We start from the raw sequence: 18,421 nt of genomic DNA, 5'->3' as shown, positions 1-18,421 counted from the left end.
ACCGATCCATCTGGAGCGGGGATAATGCAAAAAATATTACGCAGTTAGTGTCAAGTGTGGACGGTAAATATTTAACTCGACATTTTTGCTGGTCGCAGTGGAAAACGAAGCTGGATAACGGAGCGAAGCTAACAAGCATGTTTAGTATATAAAAAGCCTCAGTAAGATCCCTGAGGCTTTTACTTTTTGCGACATTATTTGCCCGGATGACTAGCATCATAGGAAGTTTGAGCCAGTTTTACCTGATAAGTGTTTTGCTCAGTCCAACGCGCAAAGTTTTTTATCGTTTTGGAAAAGGACTCTCCAAGGGAGGGCTGATACTCAACAGTCACCAGAACCGTATTTTCTGGGAAATGCCTTTCACCTCACTTTTTATCCTATTGAAGCGGCGTGAACCTTTTGCGAGTAGCTCTAAGATAAGTTGTATCCAACTGTCTGCGAAGCTATCGAAAAAGCCCTTGCGGGACAGCTTTTGGAGTCAATATTATAGGCGCCGTAATTGTGCTCGGTGTTTGAGGACATGAAGTTGATCCCTTGTTAATTTGGTCATTGTGTTTATGCACCAATTTTAAACTTGTTTCGCCTGAACTTCAGAATATCAAGGATGATGCCGATAAAGGCCGCTCCCAAGCATTGACCAAAGGTTTGTATAAAGGCCAAAACTCTCGATGCATTGCGGCTGTTTTCACGAGAGATATTGGCCATTATTCCAGGGTTATAGGACTTTTAAACGAAGATTCGCATCTTAGATATCGATAATGACACGTTGAACCAATTGCAAGGCGGTGTCGATACCTGTCATGTTTGTATATAGAATACCGTTAGCCCCAGAATAATGCCCATGACCTATCGGTTTCATTAGATAAGTGCTTTGTGGATCATCTAAATCGATTGATGCTGCATAGATCACCGAGGGTTGTCCAGATGAACCAGAACCACTATAAATAGGGTCTTGAGGATATTTGTCTTTGGTGTAATAAGAATTGAAATCATAAGAGCGATTTATTTCCATCATCACTCTAAACTGTCGCAAAGCGCTGTTCACTTTACTGTTAATATCGTAGTTTCCGAGGGGAGTTGCACCAGTCACGCCATCTAAATCAGTATTATTAGCATCCGGCACCATGAGGTTGTTTTTATACTTTACTCCACGTTGATGTGCCCAATAGGGGAGGGCTTCAGGGCGACTCACCAAGCCAAATAGATCCTCGTTAGGAATAAAACCGCCATTACTGGTTTTTTGAGTAACGTATAAAGTATCAATATAGTGACCGGCCAAATCTTCAATCCAAAAAGCGACCTGGGGCACAGTGGTGTAAGTCATGCCTAAAAACAGTGCTTGTGGTTCCGACTCATAGTGCTCCCCTTTACGCAATTCAATTGAAATTGGAAGACCATTGCTGCCAATGTGGGTGGTTAATGTTTGATAACTTCCTTCACTAAGAGTCACTGATTTACGAAGTTCTTGACCAAAGCTTAATACGCTACTAAATGGTGGGACTGCTAATATGACTCCGAGCGTAAGGCTTAATATACTCACCACACTGGTGGTTAACCAAAGCTTAGCTTTATCCTGAGTTAAATAAGTGAGGATAACTCTAAAGTTGTTCCGTAAATGGAATGCCATTAACAGGATGAATGCAATACCGAACCAAGTATGTATACCTGCTATTATTTCGTTATAAGCCATTCCATAAGAAAGTACACCAGTAACGGCCATGCCCATTAATGCGCCAACAAGGTTAATACTCACCCAAGATCGACTATTACCATTTCGTTTTTTGGTTTTTGACCTAGAAGCCGAAGGTCGCGCATGTGTTGAATGTTCACGCATAATATTTCTCCATAACTAAGTGTGTTGTTCAAACTCGCGGCGAAACTGATTGATTAATTTGAACAGTTGTTGAATGTCGACCAGGCTAAAATTAGGGGCAAATGATTTAAGGACAATATCAATCTGCGTTAAGGCGTTTTGGTGAGCGATACGTCCTTGTTCGGTTATTAAAATTGTTTTTTTTCTCGCATCGTGGTCGCGGATCTGTAAGGAAACATAACCTTTATTGCTTAATTGCTTAATTATTTGACTCATCGCAGACAGGCTCACATGTGAATTTTTCGCTAGCTGGCTGGCGGTCTCTTGGCTGTTGGTTGTGTAAATAAGGTGATTGAGTAATTTGAACTGGGAGGTTGGCAGTTCAGATGGCAGGTTTTCCTTTAAGATAATTTCCATGCGCTCATGAATAATGGCTATTTCTCGAAATGTTGCTGTAATCAGTTGGGGTAGATGGTCCATATTCGTTAAGCGCCTTTAAGTGTTAAAAATAGAGCATTGGCATTGATTGCTAACAGTGGGTAATAAGAATGCTTAAGCATCTTAATGGTTAAGGTACTTAAGTGTATTTAGAAAGGAGAGTAAAAGCAAGTATTTTAAAATGCATCAACATCGTTTAGCGAATGAGTGACGCCGCCTAGTGTATTTCTGCACCCACCAAATGGATAAGCTTGCGGCAAGGACACAAGGCTAATTTTAATTGGGCAATCAAGTTGGTTCATTTTTTAGAGCCTGCAGGTTCATTGTTTGCTCTATATGAATGCGTCATTAGCTCTTGGTAGCCAGTGGTGAATAAAATTCACTGAAAACATCAGCGACAAAGCGAAGCAGTCTTCATGCTAGGTGCCTTCGGCGACGGCGGCATATACCCTTGCCCATAGAATCTCGACCAGCAGGTCGGGTACTTTACGCTTTGGCTCGGTAAAATTGGTTTGATAAAGCTTTAAATACAGCATTGAATATAAGTGCCTGATAGAATTTACTTATCTAAGTACTCACAAGATTTACTATCTTGGTTTTAAGTAAATCGTAGTGAGCGCTTAACTGACAATGAATTAAGGATTGTAGTTTGGTAGAAGATTTTTCATCAATTTGGCAGAGAGCCGCCGAGCGTAAAGGTGGTGATGCAGCACTTCAACATCTCTTAACTGCGCCATTCAGTTCTGAGTATTTATCCACCGTGAGTGATGACCGTTGGTTGTCGATGTTTACTAAAGTGATTTTTCAGTCGGGCTTTGTATGGCGAGTTGTCGAAAACAAGTGGCCCGATTTCGAACGAGCGTTTTTTGATTTTGAGCCTGAAAAAATGTTGTTGCTGGATGATTCTCATATTGAGCGTTTATCTAATGATGCCAGCATTATCCGTAATCGTCAGAAAATAATCACAGTACCAGTCAACGCGCAGATGATTTTAAAACTTGCGGCTGAGCATGGCAGTTTTGCTAAATTTATAGCGGATTGGCCCAACGATGATATTGTTGGTTTGTGGCTATATTTAAAAAAGCAGGGCGCTCGCTTGGGGGGGAATTCAGCGGCCTATGCCTTGCGAAGAATGGGCAAAGATACCTTTATTTTGTCTAAGGACGTGGTGGCTTATTTGGTGAATCGTGGTGTTGTGGATAAGCAGCCGACTAGTGTGAAGGGTTTAAATACGGTGCAACAGGTGTTTAACCGTTGGCAGTTGCAAAGTGGTCTACCTTTGGCCACCATTAGTCAGACGCTCGCATACTCGGTGGGTGAGAATAACCTTGATTGAGCACTATATAAGAGTGCTTGTTCGAGTTGCTCTTGGCGGCGTCTTAGTGAACTTGCCGTTAATTCTTCGCCAGGATTTCTTTAAGTGCATGATTTATTTCTTTATAGCGGAAGCTAAAGCCATCCTCTCTTAGGCGAGCAGGCAGCACTTTTTGCCCTTCAGTGATGAGACTGGCCATATCGCCTAAAGCCGTGTTGAGTAACCAAGCCGGAGTTCGCACGAAACAGGGCCGCTTTAGTTGTTTGGCTAAGGTTTGACTAAACAGCTGGTTGCTCACTGGGGTGGGGGCTGTAAGGTTGTATGGGCCGTGACAGTGTTGATTTTTTAACAAAAAAATCACGGCATCGACCAAGTCACTAATATGGATCCATGACATCATCTGTTGACCATTGGCAATCGGGCCACCTAAGCCGAGTTTAAATGCTGGCAACATTTTGGCTAATGCGCCACCTTCGATGCCCATCACTACGCCGGTGCGTAATAAACACACCCGGGTATGACTTGACTGGGCTTGTAGCGCAATTGCTTCCCATTGTTTACATACTTGATGAGGAAATGAGTCATCCTTAATCATGCTCGATTCATCAAGATCCTGTTCTCCTTGAGTGCCATAATAGCCAATGGCGCTGCCGCTAATAAAGGTATGGGGCGGCTGTTGGCTTTGTTGAAATAAAAGCAGAAGTTGTTCCGTGATTTGCCACCGACTGTTGCAGATCTGCTGTTTTTGATGTTTGGTCCAGCGTCGATTAGCAATCGGCTCTCCGGCTAGGTTAATTACCGCATCAAACTCATTTAAGTCGGTTAAATCCTTGAGCGAAGGGATTGCCAATAGATTGTGCCCTAGCTTCTGGTAGGCTTTAATGGGCGCACGTGATAGAACGGTTAGTTCATGACTAAACTGTAGATGTTTTACCAGTCGGCTACCGATAAAACCAGTTCCGCCTGTGAGTAAAATTTTCATCGTTAACCACAACTCCTTATATAGAGCTTGTAATATTACGCCTTAATTTAGTCAACAATAGCAGAGTTTTATAGGAAGGGTAGAGCATGACGACTGTTTTAATCACCGGGGTTGGCCGCCGTTTGGGTTTTTTTCTTGCACATCAATTTCTTGACTTGGGTTATCAGGTTATAGGCCAATATCGCAGTGAGCGAAGCGGGTTAGATGAGTTACGCGCACGTGGCGTGAGTCTATTCCAAGCCGATTTCAGTCAACGTTCGTCCTTGTTGGCCTTTATTCAAGCGGTGACTCAGCAATGTACTCGTTTAGATGTGCTGGTCCATAATGCTTCATTGTTTCTCCAAGATGAGCAACAACATAGCCTTGAACAACAAGCCGATTTTTTTGACGCGATGTATGCCGTGCATATGTTGGCTCCTAAATTGTTGAATGAAGCCTTGCATCCGGCTTTAGTTAGGGCAAAGGGCAGTGTAGTGATGTTAACCGATATTTATGCTGAACAACCCCACTCGGCATTTCGTAGTTACTGTGCGTCGAAAGCAGGTTTAGCGAATTTAATGCGGTCTTATGCGACCCATTGGGCGCCTGCGGTTCGAGTGAATGCGATTGAACCGGGGCCGATGCAATTCCTAACTGAACATACTAAGGTGCATCGCCAGCAGGTATTGGCACAGACGCCTTTGGCGAAAGAGGGGGGCTTCGCACCCATCTGGCAAACCATGATTTTATTGATTGAAAACGACTATTTGACCGGTTGTTCTATCAAAGTTGATGGTGGTCGGTCCTTGGCCCAATGGTAAACCTGGCTGATGATCAATGCATAACTCAAACTCTACGACTTGCTGTAGCTCGACGTTTTGACCAAATAACTGTTGATGTAGTGGGATTAAAAATTCATCTGGATGTAACAGGCTTAACAATTGAGGCTGCTTAGCTGCACCGATTAAATCAATATCTAAGGGGCGGTCTTTGTCACTGGAGAGGGGATCTTTGCGATTGCGGCCATGAAAATCTTCTAGTTGATTGAAAAAACGTTTTAGCGTGGGGGCTGATTGATGGGAATGAAACCAGGCCAAGCCATTGATGAAATCATGTTTTGATTGCAGTTGTGAGGGTGCGGTTTGTATAAAGGCACTAAAGGTGATGGGGTGCAAACGAATACAAAGCTGCTTTACTGCCTGCGGTATGTGTTGCAGCGGTTGAATATTGCTCCCCAGACTACAAAGGTAATACATTGGTGACCCCAGATGATTGATAGGTTTTTATTTAGCCTTTTCGCCAGCGCTGATGCAAGCTAAACTGCTGAGCATCAAATAATATTTTAGGAGTGTTCGGTGAATCAACCAACTTCGATACGCCATGGTTTGGTGACCGCAGCTGCCCTGATTGTGGTATTGGCTGGATTAAAAGCTGCAACCCCAGTGCTGATCCCTTTTTTGTTATCTCTATTCATCGCCATTATTGCCAGTCCGGTGGTGAGTTTTTTGACGCGTATTCGTATCCCGCGGGTACTTGCTGTGATGGCAGTGTTACTGTTGATCGTGAGCGTTATTTTGTTATTGGCTGGTGTAGTGGGGAGCTCTATTAGTGATTTTAGATCGTCTATTCCAGCCTACCGAGAGCAGCTACTGGTTCATCTCGCGAAGTTGATTACCTTCGCCGCAAGGTTTGATATTGATCTATCGATGAGTGTGGTCACTGATTATTTCGATCCTGGGGTGATATTGGGGGTATTCGCCAATACCTTAACTGGTTTAAGTGGTGCAGCTGCTAATATTTTTATCATTTTATTGGTGACGATATTCATGTTGTTAGAGGCCGATACGATGCCGCAGCGGGTACATGATGCGATTCATAATCCCGATGTTCGCATGTCGCAGGTGAACAAATTTCTCAAGTCGGTCAATAGTTATATTGCGGTTAAGACCATGATTAGCCTTGGCACGGCCATCCCCATCACCATTGTCTTGAGTTTGCTCGATCTGGATTATGCCGTGTTATGGGGCATTTTGGCTTTTTTACTCAATTATATTCCTAACGTTGGCTCGCTGATTGCTGCCGTACCCGCTGTGCTATTAGCGCTACTTCAGTTAGGGCCGAGTCAGGCTTTGGCGGTGGCTGGGCTATATGTAACGGTTAATCTGGTGATGGGTAATATCGTGGAGCCACGTATCATGGGTAAAGGTTTAGGTCTGTCCTCCTTGGTCGTAGTGTTATCATTGATTTTTTGGGGATGGTTATTTGGTAGTGTTGGAATGTTACTATCGGTGCCGCTAACCATGATCGTAAAAATTGGCCTTGAGTCGAGTAATAGCGGCCATTGGTTTTCACGGATCTTAAGCCACCCAGACGACCTAAAAGAGAGTTAAGTAGTAGATGAGAGTAGAATTACCCACACTCGATGGGCAAGCCTTGCGAGTGCTGCATGGTAGAGGGCATTGTATCGCTGGTGCCGAGGCATTTAATATTGAATGGCTTCCGCCAGTGATGCTGATCGTTGCTTACGCGCCATTGGCTGATGAGCCGTTAGCCGAATTGGTTGCTCAACTCAGTGAACCGTCCTTAGTAGAAGGCGTTTTTTTACAACAGCGAGATCAGCCGATGGCTCCGGTTCGCCATTTGTGGGGCTGTGAACAGACACCTGTTGAGGTGATGGAGCAGGGTTTACGTTATAAGGTTGAACTGGGACGACATCAAAACTTTGGGTTATTTCTTGATATGGCCAGTGGCCGACGCTGGGTCAGAGAGCAGGCCAATAATAAGCGAGTTCTTAACCTGTTTTCTTACACCTGTGGGTTTGCCGTTGCTGCGTTGGCTGGTGGTGCGCAAGCGGTGGTGAATATTGATATGAGTAAGGCTGCGCTAAGTGTTGGCCGGGATAACCTAAGACTCAATCAACTTGATGATAAGAAAGCCCGTTTCTTTGGTCATGATTTGTTTAAATCTTGGGGCAAGTTGCGTAAACATGGTCCCTATGATTTGGTGATCGCTGATCCACCATCAATGCAAAAAGGTAGTTTTTTAGTCGAAAAAGATTACCCTCGGATAATTCGTCAACTCCCGAGTTTATTAGCGGAGGAGGGCTTGGCGATGCTTTGCTTGAACGCCCCCTGGCTTGGTTGTCAGTTTCTCATTGATGTTGTTGAAAGTGAGTGCCCCCAACTGTCGTTGCTGACGACGCTTGAACGTCCCGAAAGGGTATTGGAGAAGTCAGAGGATGACGGCCTAAAAGTACTCATTTTTAAAAATAATCCAGTTTAAACGACCACCGCCCTCACAGTTCGAGTGATAGCTTATGGTCATTGTCTCGAGCTGGATTTTGCTCTGCTACGCTTGATATAGGGCTTATTTCAGCTCAAAGGCGTGGTATGGGGTTTCGGTTCTCACATTTTTTTTCATCTCTGCTTAAAAGTATTCGGGACATTTCGCCGATTGTATTCGTGATCCTGTTTTTTCAATGGTTTGTATTAGACAGTTCATTGCCAAATGTTCTACAGATCCTCGGCGGTACGGTGATGGTCGTGGTGGGTTTAAGTTGTTTTGTGATGGGCTTGGAGCTTGGTTTATTTCCGATTGGCGAACAACTGGCGCATGCTTTTGCCAATAAGGGAAGCTTGGCTGCGCTATTGGCTTTTGCATTCTGTTTGGGATTTGGGACAACCATTGCTGAACCTGCCCTGATCGCTGTTACCAGGGAAGCGGCTGAGGTTGCAGCCCAAGCGCAGCATATTGCATCGGATAAGGGGAGCATGGATGAATATGCCGCAGGCTTGCGTTTAAGTGTTGCCTTTGCGGTTGGCTTAGCCATTGTGATTGGGGTGATCCGTATTATTCAAGGGTGGCCGCTTTATCTGATGATCATCGCGGGTTATGGCTTGATTGTGATACTTACCATATTTGCTCCCGAAGAAATTATCGGTATCGCCTATGATTCTGGAGGTGTCACCACCTCGACAATCACCGTCCCCTTAGTTACTGCACTTGGGATCGGTTTAGCGGCTTCAATTGAGGGAAGAAATCCCTTATTAGATGGGTTTGGTTTGATTGCTCTAGCCTCGTTAACGCCGATGATTTTTGTGATGCTTTACGGGATTATTTATTGATGCGCTGGTGGCTAGAGTTTTTCGAGACCTTGTTTTCCACGCTAGGCGATATTTTTCCGATTGTACTCACAATTCTAGTCTTTCAATATCTGGTTATTAAAAAGCCGCTTCATCAGCCTCGTCAGTTATTAATGGGGATATTTTTTGTGGTGCTGGGGATGGTATTGTTCTTATTGGGTCTTGAGCAGGCTTTATTCCCTTTGGGGCAAACTATGGCGATCCAATTAACCCATCTAGGTTTTGTGTCGCTGAGTGATGCCCCAGGGAGTCATTGGCAGGCCTACCTATGGGTTTACATATTCTCTGCAGCGATCGGTTTTAGCACCACGATTGCAGAACCGTCGTTATTAGCCGTGGCGATTAAAGCGAATGCCGTTTCTGGGGGAGTGGTTTCGATTGGTGGTTTACGTGTTTCGGTTGCTTTAGGTGTCGCTTTCGGTCTCGCCCTAGGTTCTTACCGAATTGTGGTAGGTGACCCGCTACAGTATTACATTATTTTTGGTTACGTATTGGTTGGAATACAAACCTTGTTTGCTCCGAAAGCGATCATTCCCTTGGCCTATGATAGTGGTGGAGTGACCACTTCGACAGTGACCGTGCCTTTAGTGACTGCATTGGGATTAGGTTTGGCTGATGCTGTGCCTGGGCGTAGTCCACTCTTGGACGGTTTTGGTCTGATTGCTTTTGCTAGTTTGTTTCCAATTATCTCGGTATTAGCTTATGCACAAATTACTCATTATTTAGCCCATTCTGATTTATCTGGAGAATAAGATGAAATTTAAGTTGATTCTAGCTTTTGTTGACGATCAAAAAACCAGTTTGGTATTAGACTCGGCTCGCGCTGCTGGCGCGACAGGTGCGACTGTGATTAACAATGCGCGGGGGGAGGGAGTGCATCGTAAAAAAACGTTCTTTGGTTTGAATCTCGAGTCGCAGCGCGACGTCTTATTGTTTGTGGTAGAAAGTCATTTGGCGAAACCTATCTTAAATACGATTAGTGCTGTGGCTGATTTTGATCAAGAAGAAGGTCAAGGCATTGCGGTGCTGCTGGATGTGGAAGACGTGGTTGGCGTTGCACATCAAATTCACGCGCTCACGCATCGTGGTCCTGATGATGATTTAAGTGGGTTGTGAATAAATATAGTGAATTATGTCAAATAAATACCGGGAGCTGTGTATAACTCTCACTTTATATAATTCTTATCCACATAATCTGTGGATTAATATGTGAATGAAGTGGTTTTTTGATTCTATATTTATGTTTTTTAAGGTTTTTTGGGTTTGATTAAAAATGATTCGTTCACTTATGATTGTTAAGATACGAGCTGGGGCTGTGGGTTTATCAGCCAAACAGAGATGACTTTTAAACTTAAGTTGACGTAGAACAAGAGCTTTAAAACCCTTGAAGTTAGCAAGTGCTGCTTTAAGAGATCGATTTTAAAGGTATTTGCTGTTTTTCCTTGGCCACTCATTGGTTAAACAGTATTCGTTCGTGAAGGTAGGTGCACAAGATTGAAGCGTTTTATTGTTAGCGCTTATGCTTATTTGGCGATCGGTATAAATAAAAATACCGCTCAATTTAATTGAGCGGTATTTTTGCAAAGCAAAACGCTTAGCTTACTTTCTTTGGCTCGCTTGGATCGCTGTTAAAGCGATCGTGTAGACGATGTCGTCAACTAAAGCACCACGTGACAAATCATTCACTGGTTTAGCCATACCTTGTAGCATTGGCCCGATACTGATTAGGTCGGCACTACGTTGTACTGCTTTGTAAGTGGTATTACCAGTATTCAAATCAGGGAAGATGAATACCGTTGCTTTACCTGCCACAGGGCTATTCGGTGCTTTACTCTTGGCAACGTTTTCCATGATAGCCGCATCATATTGCAATGGACCGTCGATGATCAGATCGGGACGACGTTCCTTGGCAATTTTTGTGGCTTCACGTACTTTCTCAACGTCAGAGCCTGAGCCTGAACTACCCGTTGAGTAACTGATCATTGCGACCCGAGGTTCAATTCCGAAGGCAACCGCTGATTCTGCAGATTGAATTGCAATATCTGCAAGTTGTTCAGCGCTTGGATCTGGATTGATCGCACAGTCACCATAAACCAATACTTGATCCGGTAACAGCATGAAGAAGATCGAGCTAACTAGGTTGTAACCTGGTGCCGTTTTAATCAACTGAAGCGGTGGGCGAATAGTGTTCGCTGTGGTATTGACCGCACCAGAAACCAAGCCGTCAACTTCGTCGTTGGCTAGCATCATGGTTCCCAGAACCACGTTGTCTTCAAGTTGCTCTTTGGCAACGACTTCGGTGAGGCCTTTACCCTTGCGTAACTCTACCATTGGCGCAACATATTTATTTTGAATTTCAACTGGGTTGAAAATTTCAATATTGTCACCCAGAGTGACACCTTGTTGACCAGCGATACGATGAATTACTTCAGGATTGCCAAGTAATACCGGTTTAGCGATGCCACGTTCAGCACAAATAGCAGCTGCTGCAATAGTACGCGGTTCTTCACCTTCTGGTAATACAATACGTTTATTGGCACTGCGAGCCATTTCGGTGAGCTGGTAACGGAAAGCGGGTGGCGACAAGCGACGCGCACGGGCAGAAATAGCCGTTAATGACTCTATCCAATGTTTGTCGATGTGGCCAGCAACGTAGTCCTGTACCAATTCGATCCGTGAGGCATCGTCAACGGGGATTTCAGCATTGAAGCTTTGTAAGGCTAACGAAGTTTGCCAAGTGTTTGACTCAATCAACATCACTGGTAAACCAGTGGCAAATGCACCTTCACATAGTTTTAAAACTTGAGGTTCTGGTTGATAACCACCAGTCAGCAATAAGGCTCCAATTCTAACACCGTTCATGGCTGCTAAGCAGGCTGAAACAATCACATCGGAGCGATCGCCAGAGGTCACTAACAGGCTACCCGCATTAAAATGTTCGACCATGTTATGGATGCTGCGAGCACAGAAAGTCACTCGTCCTAAACGAGTATCCATGTCACCTTCGTTAATCACTCGAGCATTGAGGTGATTCGCCAGATCTCGCGCACGTGGTGAAACCAGCGGCGCATTCCAAGGAATACAGCCTAAAATACGCAGTGGGCTTTTGCCAAACATCTGCAGCACTTCAAGATTAGTCGAATGGTCTGATTTATTATCAAACATTTCGGTGAGGTCTGGACGAGTAATTTCATGCTCGTCGATAGGCGCACCAACTTTATTGATAATACAACCAATAATACGTTTGTTTTTTAGACCGCCAAAGTTATTACACGCAATTTCCATGCGCTCTTTTAACTGTTGCGAAGTATCGTTACCTGGGTTGGTAACAAATACCATATCGGCATCTAAAGCTTTGGCAATACCATAGTTAACATTGGTTGCGTAAGGAGATTCAGAGGTCGGGACTAGGCCTTCTACCACAACAATCTCTGCGCCAGATGTTCCAGAATTAAAACGAGCCACAATGCCTTCAAGCAAATCATCAATTTGATTGGCGCTGATAAGGTTTTCTGCATAGGCTTGGGTAAAAGGTTCTGGGGGAATAATATTTGATGCTTGGCGAATGATCGCTGTAGAACGTTCAGCGCCTTTTTCGCGACTTTTCGGTTGGGCAATGGGTTTAAAGAAATTAACGTTGACGCCATTGCGCTCCATCGCGCGAACCATTCCCAAACTGACGGATGTTACACCAACACCAACGCCAACAGGGATTAACATAATTGTACGAGCCACGGCTGTACCTCTTAAGTTAGGTGAAAGAATAAGGCTAGACTAAAATCTAACCTTAGATACAAAGTATGTTTTATTACTGAGTTAATGCGACAGCATCTTGAGCAATAACCATTTCTTCATTTGTTGGAATCACTAAAATTGGGCGGCTAGTACTAGTGGCGATATTGCCAGAGTTACCAAAACGTGCAGCTAAGTTTGCTTGCTCATCTAGACTAAAACCAAGTAGCGCTAGTTTTTCAACGGTTAATTGACGAACTAAAGCTGAATTTTCACCAATGCCACCAGTAAAGACGAGAGCATCTAGCTTACCGTCCATTGCTGCAGCGTAAGACATAATGGCTTTGGCTAAACGGTAAGTGAATACGTTCATCGCACGAAGCCCGGCGTCGCTGCCTTTTTGGTAGCCTTCTTCGACAAAACGACAGTCACTGCTTTCTTCCGTGAGGCCCATCAAACCAGACTCTTTGGTAAGCATGTTGTTGACTTGCTCTAATGTATAGCCTTCATTGTCGACTAAATGGAAAATAATCGCAGGGTCGATATCACCAGAACGAGTGCCCATTACCAAACCTTCGAGCGGCGTGAGCCCCATGCTGGTATCAACACTTTTACCGTTCTTCACGGCACAGAGTGAGGCGCCATTACCTAGGTGAGCGGTGATCACATTGGTCTCTTCTACAGGCAAACCCAAGGTTGCCGATGCTTCACGAGATACAAATAGGTGACTCGTGCCATGCATACCATAACGGCGAATGCCTTTTTCGCTATATAGCTTATAAGGTAAGGCATAAAGAAACGCGCTTTCTGGCATGGTTTGGTGGAAGGCGGTATCAAATACTGCAACGTGTGGTTGCTGAGGAAAACAATCTTGAGCCGCTCGAATGCCGATTAATGCAGCTGGATTATGCAGTGGCGCTAAGCTAGCGCAGTCTTCGATACCAGCCAAGACAGCTTCGTCAATAATCGCTGATTGAGTGAACTTTTCTCCGCCATGAACGACGCGGTGACCAACGGCCACAATATCGTTCAAAATTTCAGGATTTTTTTCTAAGAGGTTGCTTACAATAAATTCGATAGCTTCATGGTGTGCGGCATTGGCACCTAGCTTTGAATCCCCTTTTTCGCCATTTAACTTCCATTTGATACGTGCATCTTCTAAGTTAAAGCATTCTGCCAAACCAGAAAGAATCTCGTCACCGCTAACAGCGTTTAGCACTGCAAATTTTAATGAAGAGCTACCGCAATTAAGAACGAGTACCAGCTTATTGCTCATTTATAGACACCTGTTGTTGAATTTGTTCAATTATAGACAGTGGCTCAAAAACGTAGAGTATTAGAAGACCCGTTGTTTGAACCGGAAAACCAATCTTAAGCGCCGCCAAAAATTGATTTGACCTAGTGCCAAGGTCCCATTCAAGCTACACTTAATATATTAAGGTGATTTATATGAAACCGGCTGTCTGCCAATGATACCTGAAACGGATTTTTAATCATATATGTCATACTAATAACTAAGTGAATTTGTAAAAAAATTACTAATTTATTGGTTTAGGTCAATTTTTGGTCGCGAGGTGTCCATGGGTAAATTCTCTGAAATGTTAAATGATGGACATAACTATATGAAACGCTGGCCAAATCAGCGTGTGCTGTCACCCATTTTTCCTGAGAATCGAGTTATTTTTGCGACTTCTTTAGCGATGAAAACGATGCCAGCGATAGCGGTTGTCACAGTTATGCTGCCGTATATGGCTAATTTGACTGAAATATTACCACAATCAGTGATGATGGCGACGGTGATATTTTTAATGCCTTTACATGGTTTATATTGGTTGGGACGTCGAGCAAATCAGTTATTACCGCCCAGCTTAGCTAACTGGTATCGTGATCTACATCAAAAATTGGCCGAGGCTGGTGAGCGTATTTCACCTCTGGCGGTGAAACCTCGTTATAAAGAATTAGCAGATTTGTTGCGGAAAGCCTTCAAGCGTTTTGATAAAAGCTTTGTGTTAGCTGAAGACTTTACTGATTACCCTCGTTGATATAATTGTAATACAAATTCAAAGTCAATTTCGAATTGTGATTGCGCTAATTGCTGTTGTTCTAGCAGTTTGGTATTTTTCCAAGCAAATGGCGTCATTTTAGTTAAGGCAGACATATCTTCTTGATTTAATATGGCTAACTGACTTATTTTTTGTTGCTCAGTGAGTCGCCAGCCAGCTAATTCTTCAGCTTGTTCTTGATGCGCTTGCAACTCCTTGTAAATCAAACGTCGTAATTGCTGTAAATGCCTGGCTCCTGGGACGACTTTGAGTAAAAAGCTATGGTTATGTGAGATACGCAGTAACTCCTGATTATCGCTGGGGGCAAATACACGAACGATAAAATCAATGCTGTTATCGGCAATTGGTAATCGGTGGTTACTAGCCACAAAAAATTGGCAACTTTTGTGACGTTTAGCTGCCATTCTGATCCCATCTTTTGCTATATCTACACCTATCACTGCGTCTGCTTGTGCCTGCTCCTGACGGATGGCTGCCGTGTAGTAACCTTCTCCACAGCCTAAATCAAGAATGCATTTTGCTTGGTGAAGCGAAAGTAGTTGATTGATAGCATCCGCTAAGAAATTAAAATGACCTTGATTGAGAAAATGTTGGCGTGCTTGCAGCATCGCTTTGCTATCTCCTGGCTGCTTCGAATTCTTATGTTGCACGGCCAGTAGGTTGGTGTAGCCTTCTTTTGCTTGGTCGAAACAATGGCCTTTAGCACAAGACCACTGTTTGTTTACTTTGCTTAGCCGAAGCTGGCAAATGGGGCATATCATCATCAAAAAATAAGCCTTAATCGCGTGAAACTAGTAGATAACCTTGCTGTGGTATTGTTGCAAGATCCCTTTAATGGTTTCCATCGTTTCTTTGCTCGGCGGTTTTACGCCAGCGAGTGGGTAATCTTCTCCCATGGCGGTCCATTTGTGTTTTCCGAGCTCGTGGTAGGGGAGTAATTCAATTTTTTCTACGTTGTCGAAAGGTGCGAGAAACTGACCTAAGTCATGAGCCGATTGTTCATCATCGGTGAAACCAGGAACCACAACATAGCGGATCCAAGTGGTTTGGCCTACTTTGTGTAGATAACGAGCAAAATCCAGCGTTCGTTTATTACTGACACCAACCAATTCTTGGTGTACTTCATCGTGGATTTGTTTAATGTCGAGCATCACCAGATCGGAAGCATCAAGTAGTTCGTCAATCACTTCCGTATGTTTACGAACGTAACCATTAGTATCGAGGCAGGTATGGATCCCTTGAGCCTGACAGGCTCGAAATAAGTCTCGAACAAACTCCGCTTGTAGGATGGCTTCGCCACCACTGGCGGTTACACCACCACCACTAGCATTCATGAAACGGCGATAGGGAGTTAAGTCATTCATTAAATCGTCTACAGAAATTTCTTTACCGTCATGTAAGTCCCAAGTATCGCGATTATGACAATATTGGCAGCGCATTAAACAGCCTTGCATAAATACGATAAACCTGATCCCTGGTCCATCGACGGTACCGCACGATTCTGTTGAATGAATTCGCCCAATTCTAGACATTTGTTTCTCCCAAAAAAAAACCTTGCCCAACAATGAGGGCAAGGTCAATTATAACCGGAGTTTCTGCTAAGCAGAAACTACTAAAGCTAAGATTAGATGCTTTGCGTAAAAGTACGAGTGATTACGTCTTGTTGCTGCTCAGCTGTTAGTGAGTTAAAACGCACTGCGTAACCCGATACACGGATGGTTAACTGAGGGTATTTCTCAGGATTTTCCATCGCGTCAACTAACATTTCACGGTTCATCACGTTCACGTTGAGGTGTTGGCCACCTTCCACATCAGTGTTGTGGTAGAAGTAACCGTCCATCAAACCAGCCAGGTTGGTTTTTTGAGTATCGTCATCTTTACCTAGAGCGTTTGGCACGATAGAGAAAGTATAAGAAATACCGTCTTGTGCGTTAGCAAATGGTAGTTTAGCGACCGAAGTTAATGATGCTACAGCACCTTTTTCGTCACGACCATGCATTGGGTTTGCTCCCGGTGCAAATGGAGCGCCGGCTTTACGCCCATCTGGTGTGGTACCTGTTTTCTTACCATAGACCACGTTAGAAGTGATGGTAAGTACAGATTGAGTCGGAACAGCATCACGGTAAGTTTTAAGCTTACGGATTTTGTTCATGAAGCGCTCAACCAAGTCAACTGCGATGCTATCTACACGATCATCGTTGTTACCAAATTTAGGGTAATCACCGTTGATTTCAAAATCTACAGCAATGCCATCTTCGTCACGAATTGGCTTCACTTCAGCATATTTAATCGCTGATAGTGAGTCTGCAGCAACTGATAATCCAGCAATACCACAAGCCATGGTACGGTATACGTCACGATCATGAAGTGCCATCAACGATGCTTCGTAGCTGTACTTGTCATGCATATAGTGAATGCAGTTTAGAGCGGTGACATATTGCTCTGCTAACCAATCCATGAAGGTGTCTAAGCGAGCCATGATGTCGTCGTAATTTAATACTTCATCGGTTACTTTTTCGCCAACAGGACCTACTTGGATTTTTAGTTTCTCATCCATACCGCCATTCATGGAGTACAGCAGGGTTTTTGCTAAGTTCGCGCGAGCACCAAAGAACTGCATTTGTTTACCAACAACCATTGGTGATACACAACATGCGATGGCGTAATCGTCGTTATCAAAATCAGTGCGCATTAAATCATCATTTTCGTATTGAATTGATGAAGTATCGATAGATACTTTGGCACAGTATTTTTTGAAGTTAAGCGGTAATTTCTCTGACCATAATACGGTAATGTTTGGCTCTGGAGAAGGACCCATAGTGTATAGGGTGTTCAAGAAACGGAACGCAGTACGGCTTACTAGGGTTCGACCATCAACACCCATACCACCCATTGACTCAGTTGCCCAAATTGGGTCACCAGAGAACAAGTCATCATACTCAGGAGTACGTAGGAAACGAACCATACGTAACTTCATGACCAAGTGGTCAACCAGTTCTTGCGCTTCACTTTCAGTGATCAGGCCAGCAGCCATGTCGCGCTCGATGTAAACGTCTAAGAAAGTTGTGGTACGGCCAAATGACATTGCCGCGCCATTTTGTGACTTAACGGCGGCCAAGTAACCAAAGTAAGTCCACTGAACGGCTTCTTTTGCAGTTTTAGCTGGCACTGAAATATCACAACCGTATTTGGCTGCCATTTCTTTAATTTGAGCTAAAGCACGATACTGTTCGTTGATTTCTTCACGAAGGCGAATCGTTGCTTCTAAGGTGTCACCTTTAATGAGATCTTTTTCTAACGAACGATGCTGTTTTACTTTATCGGCCATTAAGAAATCAATGCCGTATAAGGCAACGCGACGGTAGTCACCAATGATACGTCCACGGCCATAAGCATCAGGTAAACCAGTTAATACGCCTGATTTACGACATTTCATGATCGCGCCAGTGTATACGTCGAATACACCTTGGTTATGGGTTTTACGGTACTCTGAGTAGATCTTGCTAACCGCAGGGTCTAATTCACGATCGTAAGCTTTACAAGAACCCTCGATCATCCGAATGCCGCCATTTGGGATGATCGCACGTTTCAACGGTGCTTCAGTTTGCAAGCCAACAATAGTTTCTAAATCTTGATTGATGTAACCAGCATCATGTGAGGTGATGGTTGAGATAACTGAAGTATCGAAGTCTACCGGCGAGTGAGTGCGGTTTTCCTCTTTAATGCCTTCCATAACTTTTGCCCAAAGCTTATCCGTTGCTTCGGTTGACCCTGCTAAAAAGCTTTCATCGCCTTCATATGGGGTATAGTTAGTTTGAATAAAGTCACGAACGTTAACTTCATTTTGCCATTCGCCAGTTTTAAAACCTGCCCATGATTCAGCAAAAACTTCGTTCTTCTCTGTCATTTCTTGTTCCACCTATAAGTTGGTATACAAATGAATAAATTACGTTGTAT

The 18,421-nt window shown here is 43.8% G+C and carries 18 protein-coding genes; 8 read left to right on the top strand and 10 right to left on the bottom strand.

The features are described from left to right. Positions 1–328: 328 nt before the first annotated feature. The 3 genes from ACRRSX_RS15835 to ACRRSX_RS15825 form a co-directional block, all read right to left on the bottom strand. Entirely contained in the window at positions 329–418 is a 90-nt protein-coding gene (locus ACRRSX_RS15835) for a hypothetical protein (RefSeq protein WP_439022902.1), read from the bottom strand. Between the two features lie 327 nt (positions 419–745). Further along, positions 746–1,834, bottom strand: coding sequence for a DUF4405 domain-containing protein (locus ACRRSX_RS15830; protein WP_432452240.1), 1,089 nt, complete (start codon positions 1,832–1,834; stop codon positions 746–748). A gap of 15 nt (positions 1,835–1,849) precedes the next feature. Continuing rightward, positions 1,850–2,293, bottom strand: coding sequence for a MarR family winged helix-turn-helix transcriptional regulator (locus ACRRSX_RS15825; RefSeq protein ID WP_432452241.1), 444 nt, complete (start codon positions 2,291–2,293; stop codon positions 1,850–1,852). A 607-nt stretch (positions 2,294–2,900) separates the two neighbouring features. On the opposite strand from ACRRSX_RS15825, the gene ACRRSX_RS15820 reads away from it, so the two are divergent. Next, positions 2,901–3,587, top strand: coding sequence for a DNA-3-methyladenine glycosylase I (locus ACRRSX_RS15820; RefSeq protein WP_432452242.1), 687 nt, complete (start codon positions 2,901–2,903; stop codon positions 3,585–3,587). 58 nt (positions 3,588–3,645) lie between these two features. Here ACRRSX_RS15820 and ACRRSX_RS15815 read toward each other — a convergent pair whose 3' ends face one another. Beyond that, positions 3,646–4,548, bottom strand: coding sequence for a TIGR01777 family oxidoreductase (locus tag ACRRSX_RS15815; RefSeq protein WP_432452243.1), 903 nt, complete (start codon positions 4,546–4,548; stop codon positions 3,646–3,648). An 86-nt stretch (positions 4,549–4,634) separates the two neighbouring features. Between ACRRSX_RS15815 and ACRRSX_RS15810 the strand changes: the two genes are divergently transcribed. Then, positions 4,635–5,348 carry an SDR family oxidoreductase gene (locus ACRRSX_RS15810; RefSeq protein WP_432452244.1) on the top strand — a complete coding sequence of 238 codons (714 nt, stop codon included), beginning with the start codon at positions 4,635–4,637 and terminating at the stop codon, positions 5,346–5,348. Here ACRRSX_RS15810 and ACRRSX_RS15805 read toward each other — a convergent pair. Then, the gene (locus tag ACRRSX_RS15805; protein ID WP_432452245.1) at positions 5,274–5,783 is read right to left on the bottom strand and encodes a 2-amino-4-hydroxy-6-hydroxymethyldihydropteridine diphosphokinase; all 510 of its coding nucleotides are present in this window, start codon (positions 5,781–5,783) and stop codon (positions 5,274–5,276) included. The two genes, ACRRSX_RS15810 and ACRRSX_RS15805, sit on opposite strands and share 75 nt — an antisense overlap. A 99-nt stretch (positions 5,784–5,882) precedes the next feature. Between ACRRSX_RS15805 and ACRRSX_RS15800 the strand changes: the two genes are divergently transcribed. From ACRRSX_RS15800 to ACRRSX_RS15780, 5 genes are all read left to right on the top strand, one after another. Further along, on the top strand, positions 5,883–6,917 hold the full coding sequence (locus ACRRSX_RS15800; protein WP_432452246.1) for an AI-2E family transporter: 1,035 nt from the start codon (positions 5,883–5,885) through the stop codon (positions 6,915–6,917). 7 nt (positions 6,918–6,924) lie between these two features. Next, positions 6,925–7,809, top strand: coding sequence for a class I SAM-dependent methyltransferase (locus ACRRSX_RS15795; RefSeq protein WP_432452247.1), 885 nt, complete (start codon positions 6,925–6,927; stop codon positions 7,807–7,809). A 107-nt stretch (positions 7,810–7,916) separates the two neighbouring features. Further along, on the top strand, positions 7,917–8,651 hold the full coding sequence (locus tag ACRRSX_RS15790; RefSeq protein ID WP_432452248.1) for a DUF1538 family protein: 735 nt from the start codon (positions 7,917–7,919) through the stop codon (positions 8,649–8,651). After that, entirely contained in the window at positions 8,651–9,421 is a 771-nt protein-coding gene (locus ACRRSX_RS15785) for a DUF1538 domain-containing protein (protein ID WP_432452249.1), read from the top strand. The genes ACRRSX_RS15790 and ACRRSX_RS15785 overlap by 1 nt, the downstream gene beginning before the upstream one ends. Position 9,422: 1 nt before the next feature. Next, complete coding sequence (locus ACRRSX_RS15780; protein WP_432452250.1) at positions 9,423–9,785, top strand: P-II family nitrogen regulator; 363 nt, start codon at positions 9,423–9,425, stop codon at positions 9,783–9,785. A gap of 483 nt (positions 9,786–10,268) precedes the next feature. Here ACRRSX_RS15780 and pta read toward each other — a convergent pair whose 3' ends face one another. Beyond that, positions 10,269–12,404 (bottom strand): phosphate acetyltransferase, encoded by a 2,136-nt coding sequence (gene pta / locus ACRRSX_RS15775; protein ID WP_432452251.1) that lies wholly within the window; start codon positions 12,402–12,404, stop codon positions 10,269–10,271. 73 nt (positions 12,405–12,477) lie between these two features. Continuing rightward, the gene (locus ACRRSX_RS15770) at positions 12,478–13,677 is read right to left on the bottom strand and encodes an acetate kinase (protein ID WP_432452252.1); all 1,200 of its coding nucleotides are present in this window, start codon (positions 13,675–13,677) and stop codon (positions 12,478–12,480) included. 304 nt (positions 13,678–13,981) lie between these two features. Here ACRRSX_RS15770 and yfbV point away from each other — a divergent pair, with 304 nt between their 5' ends. Then, complete coding sequence (gene yfbV / locus ACRRSX_RS15765; protein ID WP_432452253.1) at positions 13,982–14,443, top strand: terminus macrodomain insulation protein YfbV; 462 nt, start codon at positions 13,982–13,984, stop codon at positions 14,441–14,443. Here yfbV and rlmA read toward each other — a convergent pair. The 3 genes from rlmA to pflB form a co-directional block, all read right to left on the bottom strand. Beyond that, positions 14,431–15,228, bottom strand: coding sequence for a 23S rRNA (guanine(745)-N(1))-methyltransferase (gene rlmA, locus ACRRSX_RS15760; protein WP_432452254.1), 798 nt, complete (start codon positions 15,226–15,228; stop codon positions 14,431–14,433). The genes yfbV and rlmA overlap by 13 nt on opposite strands. A 27-nt stretch (positions 15,229–15,255) precedes the next feature. Then, positions 15,256–15,996 carry a pyruvate formate lyase 1-activating protein gene (gene pflA, locus ACRRSX_RS15755; protein ID WP_432452255.1) on the bottom strand — a complete coding sequence of 247 codons (741 nt, stop codon included), beginning with the start codon at positions 15,994–15,996 and terminating at the stop codon, positions 15,256–15,258. Positions 15,997–16,088: 92 nt separating this feature from the next. After that, on the bottom strand, positions 16,089–18,371 hold the full coding sequence (gene pflB / locus ACRRSX_RS15750) for a formate C-acetyltransferase (protein ID WP_432452256.1): 2,283 nt from the start codon (positions 18,369–18,371) through the stop codon (positions 16,089–16,091). Positions 18,372–18,421 lie beyond the last annotated feature (50 nt).

The organism is Agarivorans sp. QJM3NY_30, assembly GCF_050870855.2.
In the GTDB taxonomy this organism is placed as follows: domain Bacteria; phylum Pseudomonadota; class Gammaproteobacteria; order Enterobacterales; family Celerinatantimonadaceae; genus Agarivorans.
Note: the sequence above shows the minus strand (reverse complement) of the source record. Positions and strands in the feature narration are given on the sequence as shown.